The sequence below is a fragment of the Moritella sp. 24 genome (assembly GCF_018219155.1).
Taxonomy (GTDB): domain Bacteria; phylum Pseudomonadota; class Gammaproteobacteria; order Enterobacterales; family Moritellaceae; genus Moritella.
The window spans coordinates 2,195,655-2,212,750 of the sequence record NZ_CP056123.1 but is presented as its reverse complement, the minus strand read 5'-3'; the positions used below and the strand labels follow the sequence as shown (position 1 = coordinate 2,212,750).

General features: G+C 35.9%; 16 protein-coding genes. 9 read left to right on the top strand and 7 right to left on the bottom strand.

The genetic code is table 11. From position 1 onward, the window contains the following. Positions 1-276 precede the first annotated feature (276 nt). Positions 277-1,362 carry a tyrosine-type recombinase/integrase gene (locus HWV00_RS09920; RefSeq protein WP_211686078.1) on the top strand — a complete coding sequence of 362 codons (1,086 nt, stop codon included), beginning with the start codon at positions 277-279 and terminating at the stop codon, positions 1,360-1,362. A 60-nt stretch (positions 1,363-1,422) separates the two neighbouring features. Here HWV00_RS09920 and HWV00_RS09915 read toward each other — a convergent pair whose 3' ends face one another. Then, positions 1,423-1,818 (bottom strand): CopG family transcriptional regulator, encoded by a 396-nt coding sequence (locus HWV00_RS09915; protein WP_211686076.1) that lies wholly within the window; start codon positions 1,816-1,818, stop codon positions 1,423-1,425. A gap of 1,120 nt (positions 1,819-2,938) precedes the next feature. Between HWV00_RS09915 and HWV00_RS09910 the strand changes: the two genes are divergently transcribed. Both HWV00_RS09910 and HWV00_RS09905 read left to right on the top strand, forming a co-directional pair. After that, positions 2,939-3,817 carry a DMT family transporter gene (locus HWV00_RS09910; protein WP_211686074.1) on the top strand — a complete coding sequence of 293 codons (879 nt, stop codon included), beginning with the start codon at positions 2,939-2,941 and terminating at the stop codon, positions 3,815-3,817. 164 nt (positions 3,818-3,981) lie between these two features. Beyond that, complete coding sequence (locus tag HWV00_RS09905) at positions 3,982-4,560, top strand: porin family protein (protein ID WP_211686072.1); 579 nt, start codon at positions 3,982-3,984, stop codon at positions 4,558-4,560. 53 nt (positions 4,561-4,613) lie between these two features. Here HWV00_RS09905 and HWV00_RS09900 read toward each other — a convergent pair whose 3' ends face one another. Next, positions 4,614-5,540, bottom strand: a complete 927-nt coding sequence (locus HWV00_RS09900; protein ID WP_211686071.1) for a bestrophin family protein — start codon at positions 5,538-5,540, stop codon at positions 4,614-4,616. Between the two features lie 653 nt (positions 5,541-6,193). Between HWV00_RS09900 and HWV00_RS09895 the strand changes: the two genes are divergently transcribed. Both HWV00_RS09895 and HWV00_RS09890 read left to right on the top strand, forming a co-directional pair. After that, positions 6,194-7,093 (top strand): polysaccharide lyase, encoded by a 900-nt coding sequence (locus HWV00_RS09895; protein WP_211686069.1) that lies wholly within the window; start codon positions 6,194-6,196, stop codon positions 7,091-7,093. 155 nt (positions 7,094-7,248) lie between these two features. Beyond that, positions 7,249-8,229 carry a polysaccharide lyase gene (locus tag HWV00_RS09890; RefSeq protein ID WP_211686067.1) on the top strand — a complete coding sequence of 327 codons (981 nt, stop codon included), beginning with the start codon at positions 7,249-7,251 and terminating at the stop codon, positions 8,227-8,229. Positions 8,230-8,301: 72 nt separating this feature from the next. Here HWV00_RS09890 and HWV00_RS09885 read toward each other — a convergent pair whose 3' ends face one another. Both HWV00_RS09885 and HWV00_RS09880 read right to left on the bottom strand, forming a co-directional pair. Beyond that, on the bottom strand, positions 8,302-9,003 hold the full coding sequence (locus tag HWV00_RS09885) for an oxidative stress defense protein (RefSeq protein ID WP_211686065.1): 702 nt from the start codon (positions 9,001-9,003) through the stop codon (positions 8,302-8,304). A gap of 93 nt (positions 9,004-9,096) precedes the next feature. After that, positions 9,097-10,740: a bifunctional diguanylate cyclase/phosphodiesterase gene (locus HWV00_RS09880; protein WP_211686062.1), complete on the bottom strand. Its 1,644-nt coding sequence runs from the start codon at positions 10,738-10,740 to the stop codon at positions 9,097-9,099. A gap of 354 nt (positions 10,741-11,094) precedes the next feature. Here HWV00_RS09880 and HWV00_RS09875 point away from each other — a divergent pair, with 354 nt between their 5' ends. Then, positions 11,095-11,463 (top strand): PilZ domain-containing protein, encoded by a 369-nt coding sequence (locus HWV00_RS09875; protein WP_211686060.1) that lies wholly within the window; start codon positions 11,095-11,097, stop codon positions 11,461-11,463. On the opposite strand, the gene HWV00_RS09870 is transcribed toward HWV00_RS09875, so the two are convergent. Continuing rightward, positions 11,458-12,495, bottom strand: a complete 1,038-nt coding sequence (locus HWV00_RS09870) for a phospholipase A (RefSeq protein ID WP_255555003.1) — start codon at positions 12,493-12,495, stop codon at positions 11,458-11,460. The genes HWV00_RS09875 and HWV00_RS09870 overlap by 6 nt on opposite strands. A 222-nt stretch (positions 12,496-12,717) precedes the next feature. Between HWV00_RS09870 and HWV00_RS09865 the strand changes: the two genes are divergently transcribed. Next, on the top strand, positions 12,718-12,987 hold the full coding sequence (locus HWV00_RS09865; protein WP_211686058.1) for an Lpp/OprI family alanine-zipper lipoprotein: 270 nt from the start codon (positions 12,718-12,720) through the stop codon (positions 12,985-12,987). A 76-nt stretch (positions 12,988-13,063) separates the two neighbouring features. Here the strand turns inward: HWV00_RS09865 and HWV00_RS09860 are convergent, their stop codons facing one another. Together HWV00_RS09860 and HWV00_RS09855 are read right to left on the bottom strand one after the other, a co-directional pair. Beyond that, positions 13,064-13,963, bottom strand: a complete 900-nt coding sequence (locus tag HWV00_RS09860; protein ID WP_211686056.1) for a L,D-transpeptidase family protein — start codon at positions 13,961-13,963, stop codon at positions 13,064-13,066. A gap of 65 nt (positions 13,964-14,028) precedes the next feature. After that, on the bottom strand, positions 14,029-15,066 hold the full coding sequence (locus HWV00_RS09855; RefSeq protein WP_255555002.1) for a serine protease: 1,038 nt from the start codon (positions 15,064-15,066) through the stop codon (positions 14,029-14,031). A gap of 306 nt (positions 15,067-15,372) precedes the next feature. Between HWV00_RS09855 and HWV00_RS09850 the strand changes: the two genes are divergently transcribed. Both HWV00_RS09850 and HWV00_RS09845 read left to right on the top strand, forming a co-directional pair. Continuing rightward, on the top strand, positions 15,373-16,224 hold the full coding sequence (locus HWV00_RS09850) for a Tim44 domain-containing protein (RefSeq protein ID WP_211686045.1): 852 nt from the start codon (positions 15,373-15,375) through the stop codon (positions 16,222-16,224). A 160-nt stretch (positions 16,225-16,384) separates the two neighbouring features. Continuing rightward, positions 16,385-16,924, top strand: a complete 540-nt coding sequence (locus HWV00_RS09845) for a DUF2058 domain-containing protein (RefSeq protein WP_211686043.1) — start codon at positions 16,385-16,387, stop codon at positions 16,922-16,924. The last annotated feature ends 172 nt before the right edge of the window (positions 16,925-17,096 follow it).

Genomic DNA, 17,096 nt, shown 5'->3' with positions numbered 1-17,096 from the left:
AGATACCGACCGAGCGGTCTGTTTGCAAGTGATAACTTAATAATAGTTTAACTATTTGTTAAAAGGTTAATATTGATCGCTTTTGTTCATGAATATAAATCTAACTCATTGATTTATGCGTTCCTACGTGAAATCTACGAGTTAGGTTAGCCACCATGACTTCATATTTTACGTAGCGCACGAAAATAAAGACCTTTTTCACTGGTTGCTTATACAGTTGTAGATGTTATAATTGCTCCGTTAATATTTTAGATTAAGCAACCAAATGGGATTAAAATGCCTAAAGCATTGATAAATATAGGTAATAACTCAATAATTCCATCTTCGAATCTTAGTGAAGAGCACATCGAAAACCTAATTAGGTTTAGTGATCGTAAAGAACAGCTAGAAGAGAACACGCTTAAATCACTCCATTTTCATGTGAATAAATTCAATGAATATTGTCTAAGTCTTAATATCATTCCCTTACCTTTACAAGATGCAATGGTACTTGAAGCGTTTCTAATAAAGGAAAATGAGCGAGGCTGTAAAGCTCAAACACTTCGTATTTACGCATGGGCCGTATCCAAAGTTCACGCTTTGGCCGGACTAGAGATCCCCTATTTCAAGACTGTGATTACAGCTAGATTAAAAATCATTTCAAAACAAGAAGTTAAACTAGGTATTAAGCGCAAGCAAGCTGTTGCTTTTACTTATGAGCATTTGAAATTTGTGAACGATCAGCTTGATACGACATCATTAATCTCTATTCGTAACACCCTGTTATTAAATGTTTGTTACGATGGATTACTTCGTGAAAGTGAAGCCTGTAATCTATTCATGGATCAATTACATCGCTCTAACGGTCTTTATACTGTAAATATCACCAATACAAAAACCGATAAATCATTGGATGGCTCGATTGTTCACCTCAGTAAATTCACATCAAAACTATTGCCGATTTACCTACAAAAAACAGCTGAACATCAAGGTCAGTATTTGTTTAAAAGAACAACACCACGTGGTGGTAAGTTAGAAAAGCTAAAACCAAGTTCACTTTCACCCAACCCTCACGATAAACCGATTTCAACAAAAACTGTTGAGCTTGTATTTGCCAATACCTGGCATATGATCAATGAATACAATCAATCGGTTGAATTTGATTTGACTATCGATTTACCAGTTAGACCTTTTAGCGGACATTCCGCTCGAGTTGGTGCTTCATGTGATCTTGTCAGTGCAGGGTTTGATGACTCTTTGGTCATGCGAGCTGGGCGATGGAAAACATTACGCATGGTTGAACTCTACACTCGTGGTGTAAATAATAAGTTTGCAACAGTGAGAGAATTAAGAGAACGATTAGAAACAATGGCTGGAGAGTAATATTTTAATGACTGTTTGGTTAAATGGAAAAGAGTTAACCTTTCCATTTAACCACGGCTATTATCCGTCAATAAAGTTTACCATTTCACTTAACGTATCATGAAACATACAAGTGGTATCATCGTGACTAAACTCATTACCATTTAAGTTAACTGTAATTTCTGTGTCATCATTATCAGTCTCCACATAAAGTGTACTTTTTATTTTAGGATAGTGTTTAAGTAATACATTTTCCGCATGCTTCTTTGTTATCTTGTTACTGAGATGCACGGTAATTATCCCCGTCCCTAATAACAAATCATTCATTCCATTTTCAAAAACATCTGCCAGCATACCTTCAACAAACTGACTCTTAGAAACATTACATTGCTCACTGATGGTTTCTAATTTTTCGAGTAAGTCTTCGTACATTCTAATCGTACTATTTTTTCGAGTCGCGTCTGGTTTAATCTTCATTTTATATTCCACGGAACTAAGTTAAGAAAGAGGTTTTCTTTTAAAATAAGAAAATAGATGAACATATTATAACACCAATTAAATGCATTAAAAGAATCATATTGACCACTAATTAGTATGCCCTATACGAACAATTAAATAATATAATAAGATAGGTATTATTAATTTATTAAATTTCACTTATAAATTAAATATAATCACATTATTATTCATCATAAAAACTCTGTTATATCAATGACTTTATTTCGTTTAACGGTCATTATACGAAATAAAGATACTTCTAGTGAACTTATTTACAGCACATTTAAATTCACAAAAGGAACCACTTTCAATTAAACATAAAACACAACCTGAAGATCAATTATGAATTTAATTAAACTAAATGGTGAATCTATAGGTTAACCTTAATTAATATTTTAAATTAAAATAAATAATCACTTAAAGTGCACCAAGTAGATACAACCTCTTTACTTCGTATAACTTATTTACAGGGCCGTTTTTTAAAATTTACGGATGACAACAGCCAAAGTTAATCAGATTTTACACAGCGAACATGTAAACAGCAATAAACCTGGCTTTTAATCAGTGAAATCAACGATATACAGAGCTATTTAGAATAATGAACGGCACCTTATTTAGCTAAAATAGCCACGAACAGTACGTAAAGGACTAAAATCGAGATAAAGCAGCCACTTTATGGGACAACAATTAACACTGTGTATATATACAGTATTAATTGTTGTCCCATGAAAGTGAGACTAAATAACATATTCAAACCATAATACTAAAGTTGAAAAAGTAACAATAAAAACAAAAACCTTTAATATCAGTACCTTAAGTAGGAATTATTTCAATCTTTAATATTTAATATTTAGTCAATTCACTGAAACCCCTACTGCAAATGTAAGCATATTATCAATATAGCCAATAACACGTACGATCAGCCCTATTCCAATTCGTTTTTTGGATAAGTTTGATAAAGCAAACATCTAAATTTTTAATACCGTTGATTAATTCAACCACATAATACAAATATACTAATATCTTTGTGTGACGAGACTTAGTTTAACGGTAGAATATCTTCATACGATTTACCGATTAAAAAATGATTAGGAATAAGATGACGAACAACCATCGCGCTGATTTCATCCTTGTGATAACAACTATGCTTGCTTCTGCTGGTTGGATTTTTTCAAAGGAGGCAATACAAGGTTTACCCAGTTTTGGCTTTATCGGTTTACGTTTTATATTAGCATCACTATTATTACTGCCCTTATGCTATCGTTCGCTTTTAAAAGTTGATCGCGTAACTTTATTCGGCTCAGCAACGGTTGGCTGCTTTCTCGGTTCTGCAATATTAATTTGGATTCATGCGATTGCGGTTAGTGAGTCTTTAGGTGAAGGTGCGTTTATAATGAGCCTATCTATGTTATTCGTTCCTATTTTTGCCTGGCTGTTTTTTAAAAGTAAGCCTCCTAGAATATTTTGGTTTTCACTACCCTTCGCAATATTAGGATTATCTTTTTTGTCACAAGGTAACAGTTGGACATTTTCTGGTAGTCAGATCTGGTTTGTTTTAGCCGCGGTAATGCTCGCAATACAATTTAATTTGAATAGCCATTTTTCACAGAAAATACCTACGCTAGTACTGACCTGTATTCAATTATTTGTCACTGGTATTTTAGGGATCCTTGTTTCAACTCTCACAGAAACTTGGCCTCAACAAATAGAACCTCAAATATGGGGGTGGCTTACAATGAGTATTTTAATTGCGACAAGTTTACGTTATGTACTTCAAACAGCAGGACAAAAAAATACCACGACTTCAAATGCAGCTATCATTATGATTTTAGAACCGATGTGGACTGTCGTATTAAGTATGATCTGGTACGGAGAAAGAATGGACTTAACAAAACTAATCGGCTGTAGCCTGATTTTGTTCTCTTTGTTTATTTACCGAGCTGGACCATTACTACTTTCTCGAATAAAATCCAGTTAGTTCATGTAACAAAATAAAACATTAATCTATTCATTTGTTACCTTTCAGCATGATCTTACAAACACTTACAACAATGCAGTCTAATGGCATTGTTAATAATTGAACTTTCTTTATAATCAGCGCTATAAAATAATTTATATAATCATTAAAAACAAAGGTAAACCATGAAATCTATTACTGTATTAGGCGCTTTAACTGCAATCGCATTAACTTCAAGTGTTCAAGCAAATCAAGATGTTTCAGGCTTCTACATCGGTGGTGGTGTTGGTTCTACTCATGCAAATTTTAGCTCTGATTCACACTCTTACACCCCATCAACAGATGGTGCATCACTAAAATTAATTGGTGGTTATCAATTTAATCGTATCGTTGCAATTGAAGCACAATATACTTCATATGGTGATATCAAGATACCAGTTGCAGCAACGTATAAATGGGAACCGACAACAGTTTCTCTTGCTGCAAACTTAGGTTACACATTTGACAATGGCTTACGTCCATTTGCAACTGTTGGTTTATCTTCAGTAGATTTAAATCAAAATATGACAAGTAACTTGGATAATACAGGTACAGCATTTCGTTTTGGCGCTGGCTTAGAATATACACCAGCAGCACTAGCTGGTGTTAGCTTCCGTGCTGGTTATGAAGGTGATGCCTTTACAATTGACACTCAGTCTTCATCTATCGATGATGTTAATGTTGTAGTTGGTTCATTATACGTTGCTGCATCTTATAAGTTCTAAGAATTGCATCGCAATGATAGTGACTTTATGTCGCTATCATTGCAATTTTAAAACTATTCTAACAAGTGAGATTTAGCTTTAATCGGTTCAGGTAAATCCGTTTCTCCCATCATTTCTAATAATCCAATTTCAACATTACGAGACATAGCATGTAATGGCAAGTCATTGAAAGAATAGCCAAAAGGCATTTCTAGCTCTTCACTTAATGCATCCAATCCAAAAAATGTATACGCTACAATTGCACAAAATAAAGGGGTTGCAAATCCTTGTGAAGCAACCAAACCAAACGGTAAAATAATACAATAAAGATACGCGGTACGCTGTACGAGTAATCGATATGCAAATGGTAATGGCGTATTAGAAATACGTTCGCATGCAGCTTGCACCGATGCCATAGACGTAATGTGTTCATCAATACTTTGAACTAAAAAATCAGACAGTAGTTTTTTATTTCTGCACGTTCCTAATTTTAATCCCATCAGACGTAATATAGCATCAGGTACATTTCGTGATTTTTTCAAGAATACTACATCTTCTATCTCAAGAAATTTTTCAATATCATTCCACGGTTCAGTCTGACGAAGGTGATGCCTGAGAGCATGATTAAAAGCAATCGTAAGATTAATTAATCTTTTCTGCATTAACTCCCCGCCTTCTTTATGTCCATCTATAAATGAATATACCTGCCTACCAATACTTCGTGAATTTACAATTAACTGACCCCATTGCTTTCTCGCTTCCCACCAGCGCTCATAACAAGCATTATTCCTGAAACCTAAAAATAAAGATAAAGCGATCCCTAATAAGGTAAATGGTGCCACTGTATATGTAGGCAAGATAATAGGATACTTATAATGAACGAAAGCAACCGCAGTACTGAGTAATGTTATAAACAGTATCTGTGGAAAAATCAGCGGAATGACAGAGCCTTTAAGAATAAAGAAAAGTTTAAATACACTTGGCTTATCACGAACAATCATAATGAACTCACTACGATATATATTTTTGAACTGATAATATCTGTCACACAGTATGCACTAAGCATGTTGAACCTCTTATAATATGTAAAATGGTTCCAATTATATTTCTTTTACAACAAATGATAATATACCTATTATGTAAGTTATTTTTACTATCTAGTAATAATTACGCTCAATGAAAATTCCTCCGTATAGAAGAAATAAGAGACATCTAATGAATAATTAAGAACGTGATTAAAGTAAGTACCATCATCAAACATAGCACTTAAAGTTATATATTGAATATTAAACCGAAACATCCCTGCTTGTTTTTCACTCAATAATTATCGCTAGCAACTTTTACGACCCCTTCTAAATAGCAAAATAATCATCAAATATTGTTATTTTACACAGTGCCAATCAATAGACGTTTACCGGTAACAAAGTCCTTTACATTAGATAAAACACTTCAGATAGCACAATTTTGGAATTTCACACTATTATTTGCTCTTTTTTTTAAATTTTTTTACTTCTTTTCCTATCAAATACTTAGAAACTGAAACCAATAACTTACAGTTATAAAATATAATATCGCGCATTGTCGAGGTGTTGTGCTGGTCAAAAAATGACGCTAGTATGCTCACAAATCAAACAACGTCGATATAGGGGCTCATTTGAAAAAATTATTACTTTGCGTTTTCACGGGTTCATTTTTAGTTGCATGCGGTGGTTCAAGTACTGATGAGAATAATCAATCAGGGCAAACAGACCCGCTTGATCCTGCGAAAATTCATGACGTTGTGCCAAACGTAAATTATAACAATTCATCAATTATGATTGACCACATCAATTTTGATGGTCGTCAAAATGGCAAATACACCTCTGATATGTTTAATACAGATTTTAATAATGAATGGGGAAGTGTTACAGGTGACGCCAATATTCTTGACCGAAATGGTTCTAAAGAGTTAGCGGTAACTCATCCTAAAGGCCATTATAAAAAGGGCATTTCGGGGGGCAAAGATTTAAACGAATTTAACGAAGTTTATTTCTCATATGAAATTACATTCGGTAAAGATTATGACTTTTCTATGGGCGGAAAAATGCCTGGGTTAGCAGGACTAAATCCAAACGTAAGTGCGAAACCAGACGGTTGTAAAACAATCGGTGAAGATGAAGGTTTCAGCCTACGTTCAATGTTCCGTGAAGATGGTCGTGCAATTGGTTATTTCTACCACCAAGATAAAACAAAAACCTGTGGTGATGAAATTGACTATCAACACGAGGGTAAGGATTTTTCGTTTAAACGTGAAAAGACATACCTTATCGAACAATATGTGAAAATGAATGATGCCAACCAAGCGAATGGTATCGTAACTATTTACGTTAACGGCTTTAAAGTACTTGAGCGTAAAAATATGACATTTTCAGAGAATGGTATATATGCAATCAACTATCAATACACCCAACTATGGCACGGTGGCAATAGTAGTGACTGGGCTGTAGATCGCGATTCAACCGCTTACTTTGATAATGTAGCACTAAGTTCTGCACCTCTTAGTTATTCTAAATAAATAGTTATTCTAAATAAACAATCAAATACAAGTTAACTCATGGTCTTGCCATCGCAAGGCCATGATTTTGCATGGATGCTTCTAAGTATTAGCTTCATTTAATCAATAATATAGTGGCGATTTTTAGTCATTATTAAGTAATTAGAGAGACAGATTTGAAAAAATTAACACTTTGTATTTTTACTAGTTTATTTTTGACCGCATGTGGCGGTGGTAGTTCAAGTGATAACACGCAATCAGATCCAGTAACTCCTGAAGAGCCTACAGTTCCAGTAATCCCTGAAGAGCCTGTAACTGATCCAATCCTACCAGAGGAACCTGGAACAGAGCCGGCGCCTATAGTACCTGGTAACATTCATGATGATGTACCAAGTGTTGATTACAGCTCTAAAAATATTATTAATTCTATAGATTTTAATCATCGCCAAAATGGCGGATATACTGCCGATATGTTCAATACCGACTTTAACAACGAATGGGGTAAAGTTACTGGTAAGGCAAATATTGTCGATAGAAATGGTTCTAAGCAATTAGCAGTCACCCACCCTAAGGGTCACTACAAAAAAGGTATTACCGCAGGTAAGGATTTAAATGAATTTGAAGAGTTATACTTTTCATATCAAATCACATTCGGTAAAGATTATGACTTCTCTATGGGTGGAAAAATGCCTGGATTAGCGGGCCTAAACCCTAATTCAAGTAATAAGCCTGATGGTTGTAGTGCTGTTGGTAAAGATGATGGCTTTAGTTTACGCTCAATGTTCCGTGAAGACGGTCGTGCAATCGGTTACTTCTACCATCAAGATAAGACTAAAACCTGTGGTGATGAAATTGATTATCAGCACGAGGGTAAGAATTTTTCGTTCAAACGTGAAAAGACATACCTTATCGAACAATATGTGAAAATGAATGATGCAAACCAAGCAAACGGTATTGTGACTATTTACGTTAACGGTTATAAAGTACTTGAGCGTAAGAACATGACATTTGGTGAAAACCGTAAATATGCGATTAATTACCAATACTTCCAATTATGGCATGGTGGTAACAGTGATGACTGGGCTGTAGATAGAGATTCAACAGCATATTTTGATAATGTAGTACTCAGTACCGCACCTTTAAGTTATACAAAATAAGTTATACAACTTAATTAAAGCCACATAAGATGATTATGTGGCTTTGTACTTTCTGAATATTAGTACTAACGATTAATCTTCTAAACGGAATACAACGTCAACTTGATCTCGAATGACAATTTGAGCATCTTGATATGTAGACTCAATATTAGGCGATGCGTCCATGGCCATTGCTCGCATTAATATCGGTCTTGGCTGCGCTGTTCGATACGTAATTTTCCAAACGCCTTCGATTTCTTCCTCAAAACCTTTAGCCAATGACTGTGCTTTTTCTTTCGCATTCGAAATAGCGGCCTGACGGGCTAACTCAATAAATTCTGATTCGTTGCTCACTTTCAATTCAATATTATTAATATTGTTGATACCGTCACCAAGCGCACCATCTAAATAAGTATTAAGTTTATCTAAATCTCGAACCGTTACAGTTATATGTCTGTTTGCACGATACCCTATTAAGCTTGGCTCTTGATCTTTCTGATAATTATACTCAGGACGTAGGGATATATTAGAGCTATTAATATCAGTCCTTACAACACCATCACGACTTAGACGCTCATTAAATGAAGCAACTGCACTATCAACAGCTTCCTTGGCTTCTTTTGCTGTTTTACGTATTTCAGAAACTTGAACAGAAAATACTGCCATATCTGGTTGCGTGATTACCTCACCTACCCCAGTTGTTTCTAAATGAGGAAAGCTTACGTCAGCAGCCATTACACCAGCAGAAAGTAATGTGCTAGTACCCACAAATATAGCAAGTAAATGTTTATTCATACCTATCACCTTTAAATATAATTATCTAACTTTATGGTCTGACACTCATTTAGTGTGATTTATCCTTAAAATATTAAATAATGACAATTAAATTTAATGGGTATCCTTATTTTGGATGAGTTTCTCAGCCCCTGACTTCGTCAACGCTTTGTCAAAGTAATATCCCTGCGCATAATCACAGCCTAAAGCTTGTAATAGATTACGTTGCGCTAACGTTTCGACACCTTCTGCGAGTACTTTCACATCTAAAATTTTTCCCAAGCCAATAATCTTTCTAGCGAATTCTTTATCTAACTTAGAATCGCATATATCGGCAACGAGTGATCGATCAATCTTCAACGTATCAAGTGAATCCTTCAATGTTCTAATAAGGCTAAGGGATGAATAGCCCGTACCAAAATCATCGATTGCGACAGAAATCCCGAGATCACGAACAGCCCTAACATTATTAATTAAAATGTCCATATAAGTGATAGAGGCAGTTTCGGTGACTTCAATTTCCAGTAAATCCTTTGAGCAACCTGTTGATTCAATAATAGCCTCTAATCGGCTGACAAAGGTTGTCATTTCAAGGGTTTTAAATGATATATTAATCGCGATTTTAGGTGTATATATTCCCGCAGATTGCCAATCCACCACTTGATTACAGACTTTTGTGAAGACCCATAAATCGAACTCAAAATGAAGTCCTATATCTTCTGATATCTTGATGAAAACATCCGGAGCAATGTACCCTAAGTCTTTATGTATCCAGCGAGATAAGGCTTCAAACCCCACCAGCTTATTTGTGGCAAGATCATATTGAGGTTGATAGTGAATTCGAATAAGTGATTTATCGATTGCATTGGGGAACTCATCAATAATAAGTTTACTTGTCACTAAATCTGGGGCCATCGTGAGCGATGAAAAGTAATAATATGAGTCACTATGACGCTCAGCTTCACGCATTGCAGTTTCAGCAGCGACTTCCATTGAAAAATAGCTGCTATATTCAATATGTTCCGAACTGATACCAATACTGATCGATTTGTTTACGGTAATACCATTATCAAGCGTTAATTGGCCTAATGATGAGTCACATAGATGTTGGCAGAAGTTTGAGACCTGAATTTTAAAGTCGGAAGAACATAAGTCGAGCTCATTTTCCATCAGAATACCAAACCGAGCATTTGAAAAGCGAACTAATAAACCATGATTAACCAGTTTATTAAGCTTTTGCCCCAAGATAGCAAGGTAATTATCGCCAGAATCAAAACCATATCTAAAATTAATCGTTGAGAAATTATCGACACTTAATATAACCAAACGCATTGCTTTGGCGTCTTCACTTGGCAAATTCAATAAGTGTGTCGCACGGGCGCTGATAGCCCAACCATTTGGTAAACCACTGATTGGATCAACGGCTTTATTTTCAATAACGTTAAAATATAATTTAATATAACCCTGCTCTAATTGTTGGCAGTGCAACTCTACTTTTAAGTGGTAGAAATTACAGTCAATAAGCTGACCGGTAATAAGACATCCTTCATCGCTATTATTTCTATTACAAGCAGTTTTGATTAATTCATTTATGTCATGACTGGCGTCTTTATAATCGAATACTAATACATTATCCAACGTTGCTTTTTGTAACTCTGAACAGGTCAGACCAACGAGTTTTGAAAATACTTGGTTACAAGACTTAATTTGTCCATTTTGGATAATTAAAACAGGTAAAAATGTATCTTCAATTCGCATATTTAATTACTCATAAGCATAAGCTATCTATTCGTCGTGCTACTTTACACCATCATCTTTTTAGCAACAACACTGTGTCACAAAGCAGCGCTAACTTTATATAAGCAATATTTATAAATTCAAATAATAAGGTGTGTAATAGAATTATAATCTATATTGAACAATGCTTTATTAAGGCTATTATAAATAATTAGCTGCTGTATTAAACTGATGTAATATCGTACAGTTGTGAACCTATACCAGGTAGTATGAAAAATACCCATTTAATAATCAGATTACGTGACATACCACCAGCAAATTCATGGTTTTTAACCTAAAATATTAAGTTATATAAACTAATAAATAGGTGCAATTATGATAGACAATCGTCAATTTCAACGAGTCCTATTTAATCACGACGCTTCATTGACCTGTAATGGACACCAGTGGACGACAAATGTTATCGATTTATCTTTACGTGGACTTTCCTGCACCAAACCAAGAAATGTAGTATTTAATATTAATCAACTCATGACCCTATCAATTAAGCTAAATCAGGAACAAGTGATTATCATGGAGGCAATGCTCATCCATAATGAAAAGCATACCTTAGGAATGCGCTGTACACGCATTGATATAAATAGCATCTCGGAATTACGCCGTTTAGTGCAACTAAATTTAGCCGATGAAGCACTTTTACATAGGGATATAAAGCATCTCGCTCAAGTGATCCCTAAATTATAGCCAGTTCGTTAGCCTAAACCCCACACCAATTCTAGATATGGATTGATTATAATAAATAAGGCTTTCTCCATAACCATTGAAATACTCAACATAACCGAATAAATGCTTGCTTAGTGGGAATGACCAACCAACTTGAATTGAACCTTTATTATCAGACCTTAAATTATTTCGTAATTTAAAATCTAAGTTATTATTGTAAGGTAGTTTCCAAACCATATTAAGATCGCCATAACCAAGATACTTTTCAATGTCAGGGTTATCATCTCCTCGTGACGAATCAGGTGTTTCCTTTTCCTCTTCAGGTAAACGCCACCAGCTTCTTACAGCCCAAACAAAATCGTGATGCGTAAACGCTAAAGTCCCTATGATACGGTTCCAGCTACGAGATAAACTACCTGCTTGTCCATTAGATTGATGATTTAAAGATATCGCGCTTATCGCAACTGGTAAGCCAAATAAGTCCCAAGGTTCAGCATACTGTATAATAATCTCGGGCTCATAATTCGTTTCTCTGAAAGGTGAAGAGCTATCAGAGTTATAAGCTTGCCACCAACTCGCAGCAGTAAACGCAAGCTGAACATCCAGCCCCGGTGTCCCTATGTCCTCTGCTACAATATATTTTAAGGATACTTGAAACTTTACCTCTATATCATCAAAGTCACAGTCAGTATCTAGGGCTTTATAAGGTTCTGTACTCCCAGAGGAATAAGTAACAGGTAGAATATAGTTTGGCTTATAGGGTATCAATGCAAATGGATTATTTTCAGCGCTTTTTTCTAATGCTCGACGTTGTACAAGTGGATCTGGATTTAAGGTACTGCAAAACTCTCTCAGATCTTCAATCGTCATGCCATCTTTTGCTGACGCTACATTTGAAGACATACACGCATTAATTTGATCTTCTTTTTGTTTTTCTGGACTAAAGTAATCCAACTCATGAGGAAAAGTGAAGAGACTGTCTTCAGCAAAAGCTGATTGTCCAGCCACAATATGCGCAACTATAACAATCCCTGTTAAGTACTTAATAGTCATAAATCTCCGTTTGACTTCGGCAATGTAAATATCATCATAAACATATGTAAGCAACAAGGCTATAAGAATGATAGTGCATCATTAATAAATACTTCGATATAATTAATTGCCTTAAAAACAATAGTGTTTAAAGTGGCAAATTAACAAACCTCTGACATACTTAACTGTGTGATAGATAAAGTTCGCGTAAATGTTCTAGAACTAACAGGAAGAGGTATTTCCATGAATAATAAATTACTCATTACTGGCGCTATTTTAACGACAGCGCTACTTGGAGGGTGCGCAAATAATAATGCCGATCTCCAAAAAAATGTGGGCAGCTTAACATCTCAAGTCAGTAAATTAACCTCCAGAGTACAAATGTTAGAATCTGAACAAGGAAGTATGAAATCAGGTGTTGAATCTGCTACCGCTGCAGCACAACAAGCTTCAGAAGAAGCACAAAGAGCTAACTCACGTATTGATAATATAGCGGCATCATACAGTAAATAGCACATATCATTATCTAGAATGGGTTAACAGGATCATTGTTAGCCTATTCCCCCTAGACGATATAGAACAGCTCCATCTAGATGGTCACATCAATAGGTAATCCCGTATGAAAAAGTAGCGCTTCTTTAACTGCATTTTTATCGATACGACTTCTATCACTGAACTGATTCATGATATCCACTGAATCAACCTCTTTATCGGGCGTTTCGGAAGAGAGAGGCGAATGAACTTCTAATAGGAGCTGTCCATTGGGTTCTAATGCCAACTTAATCGAGTTATTGATGATTTTTACAGGTTCATTCACTGTCACATTATTATATAGCCATTCGATATCCTCAGGATTCATTCTAATACACCCTGCACTAATTCGCATGCCAATACCAAAATTTTGATTAGTCCCATGAATAAGGTAATTACTTTTCCCGTAAGCCAACTGCAAAGCAAAATTTCCTAAAGGATTGTGCTCACCAGCTTGAACGATCTGAGGTAAGACCGTTTTGTGTTTTTCTAGGTATTCGGCCCGTGTTTTTGCTGTTGGCGTCCAAACAGGGTCTTTAAGCTTCGTCTTAATAAAACTATTCATTTTTGGTGTTTTTCGACCTTCTCGACCAATCCCCACCGGAAATACATGGACTTCATCTGAATTATTAGGGAAGTAGTATAATCTCAATTCAGGTAAGTTGATGACAATGCCTTTATATTCAGCATCAGGCAGTAACATATAGGTAGGCAGCTCAAGAATAGTATCTGGCGGCGGTAAAAAAGGATCAACACTTGGGTTAGATGCCATGAGTGCAATCATACCTATATTATAAGACTTAGAAATTGAATGGAAATAATCTCCAACAACAACTTTATGCTGCGTTCGATGACCAATTAATCTAGAGTTTGTTTCAGGCAAGGGATATGATTTAGAATATACGGTTTCAGTTAATAGTAGTAAAATAATAGTCAACCGTTTAAAAAAACTAAGCATACTTACGCCTTAATAATTGTCGTATAGCGTAAGTATAGGCTTAAAGATATATCGTGATAATGAATTTAAGGCTTACGGCGGAAGAAGAGTAACCCTGTTAGCATAAGCAAAAAGGAATAGCCAATACCACCGCCCTCTTTCGCCATTGGTAGTCGATTATTATCAATAGTAAAAATATCCTGCGTAAAAGAAGGCTCGGGTGCTTGATAAAAACCCGTTTTATTGATTTCTGTCTGTATCCAATCAATAAAGGAGCTAACTTGCGTATAGGCATCCGGTAATATATTTAACGCACACTGCCTAGAGTTACCAAAACTCACTACACCTGCGAGTCGATAGCCAAGGTCATTATCACTTTTAGCATTTTTGTCTTGCCATATAAGGGGTCCACCCGAATCGCCACTACAAGACCCTCGATTAAAAGCGTTAGCACAAATGAGACTATCTATAGGTTGAGGCCAACCCCACGCTAAAGCACACGAATGATCTGAGACACCATTCAACGCCACTTTTTGTAACGTGTCTGTACTTTGTGTACCGTCTGTCGATGTACGACCCCATCCCGATAAGATCAGGTTATTTTCTGTTGCTGCGTCAAATTCTATATCTGCATCAATCTGTAAATGACTATCCATTAATTTTATAGGCTGAGCTGGTGATACAGCCGGTGAGGATAATTGTAGGAGCGCTATATCACCTGTATTTCGCATCGCATCATAAAGTGGGAAAGCACTTAATGTGGTCACTGTATGTTTCACCATATCACCACGGAATGAACGATCAATACCTCCTGTATACACGGTAACTTGATGTCTACTTACAGGGAAAAAACCAGATTGATCACTTTGTCCATTCAAACAATGCGCAGCGGTAACAACCCAAGTGTCAGTAATGAGAGTGCCACCACATGCATAGGTATTACCGTCTTTTATTATTTCTATATATACCTGCCAAGGCAGTTCCAATGCTTTTCCGTCTACACCGCCAACAATATAAGGCTTAACTTCAGGCGCTAGAGATGTATCTGCGATCACTTTATCATTGGCAAAAGAATTTAATGAGATTGCTATACCGGTAATTGCTATCATTTTCGCTAGTATCAAAATTTATTCCCCTTAAATTCGTAGTCATACTAATGGCGATGAGTTGTCCTTACTCACTACAGATAAGTATAGTCCTAACATACATAAGAATATAAGTTTATCCGATAAACTATCGTTGATTTCAGCTGAACATTAATGAATAAGTTAGGCAGAGATCACTTTATTAAATAAATAAAACAGTTAAACGGACATTTTATGTCAACTAGTGTAAATAGTAACCAAAGGCAATTGACGTCAACGACACCATTGCTATGATGCTGATTACGTAAACACGTGTACGACATTTGTATTAATTGAAGGGATATAATGAAAAATATTTTAACTGTTCTAATGATGGTATTCGCTTTCTCATTAGCGGCACCAGAAGTTCACGCTAAAAAATTCGGTGGAAGTAAATCTTTCGGTAAGAGTTATAAAACCGCACCACAAAAACAAACACCTGCAGCTTCAACACCAGCTACACCAGCAAAACAAGGCATGAGTAAAAAAGGCATGTTAGGCGGAATGTTAGGTGGCTTACTTGTTGGTGGCTTACTTGCATCAATGTTTGGCGGTGGTGCTTTTGAAGGCTTCCAGTTCATGGATATGATCATCATGGCTGGTGTTGCATTCTTACTATTCCGTTTATTCAAAGGAATGATGCGTTCAAAAGCGGCTTCACAGCAAGGGCAAGGTTCTCCTCAGCCAGCTTCAGGTCCAGCATTTAGAGAAGAAGCACAGCAAGACGCAACGTTCAGCCCTGCAAGTCAAGGCGGCTTTGCAAGTACTGGTAATGACGTACCATTCAACCTACCTGCTGATTTTGATTTAACAAATTTCTTAACGGGTGCCCGTAGCCACTATAAAACGTTACAGAAAGCTTGGAATGAAAACGATTTAGATACTGTTCAAGATTATGTATCTATTGAGTTATACAACGAGTTACGCGTACAACGTAAAGAGCTTGAAGGTGAACAGCATACAGAAGTAATGTTCCTTGACGCAGAACTAGTACGTGCAGAGTCAACTGCATCACTATCACAAGTTAGCGTTAAGTTTAATGGCCGTTACCGTGACAGCCATGAAGATGTTGAAGCTGACATTAACGAAGTGTGGCATTTAGAACGTGATTTAACACAACCAAATGCACCATGGTTAATTACAGGTATCGAGCAGTAATCACACTGACTCTTAAAGTTTAATCTTATCAAGGCGGCTAATCACCGCCTTTTTTGATCGTTAAAATAACAGTTAATAACCATCCTCGTTTGGATCTAGCGAATTAAACTTAACACTGCTATGATCCGCCCATAAACGAAAACTATAGGAATTCAAAAACATGGCTTCATTACAAGAGCAGCTTTTAAAGGCCGGTTTAGCCGATGAAAAAAAAGCGAAAAAAATTCGAAAAGAAAAAAATAAAACCAATAAAGCTGTGCGTAAAAATCAGCAAAATGCAGATACTAGCTTACAAGATGAAATTAAAGTTCAAAAAAACGAACAAGCTAAATTAGATGCAGAGCGTAATCGTGTGATTCAAGAACAGATCGAGCTTAAATCTGAACACGGTAAAGTTAAACAGATGATACAGCAACTTCATATTACTGATGTTGCGGGCGAAACAGCATTTAACTATGTACTTGATAACAAAGTTAAAACATTGTCTGTTGACAAAATCACTTACAATGCCCTAACAAAGGGTCAAATCGGTCTATGCGTGCTTGAGGGTAAACCTTATATTATGCCGAGTATCGCAATTGAAAAAATCAAAGCCGTTGATGAAGCTTATGTTCTTGTGCTTAACGAGAATACAGCAACAGAAATAGAAGAAGATGACCCGTACGCTGATTTCCAAATTCCTGATGACCTAATGTGGTAAGCACCAGAAAATAGGTCTTATATCTCATTAACCCTTAACACTCAGATCACGATTAAGGGTTAATGCTCGTTCATCAATAAAGTATAAATAATTATAAACAGATTCCGATATTTTCTGTTAACACCATCATATCTGGTTACTAATTCTGCTTAAATCTAGTCTATTTTCTTCA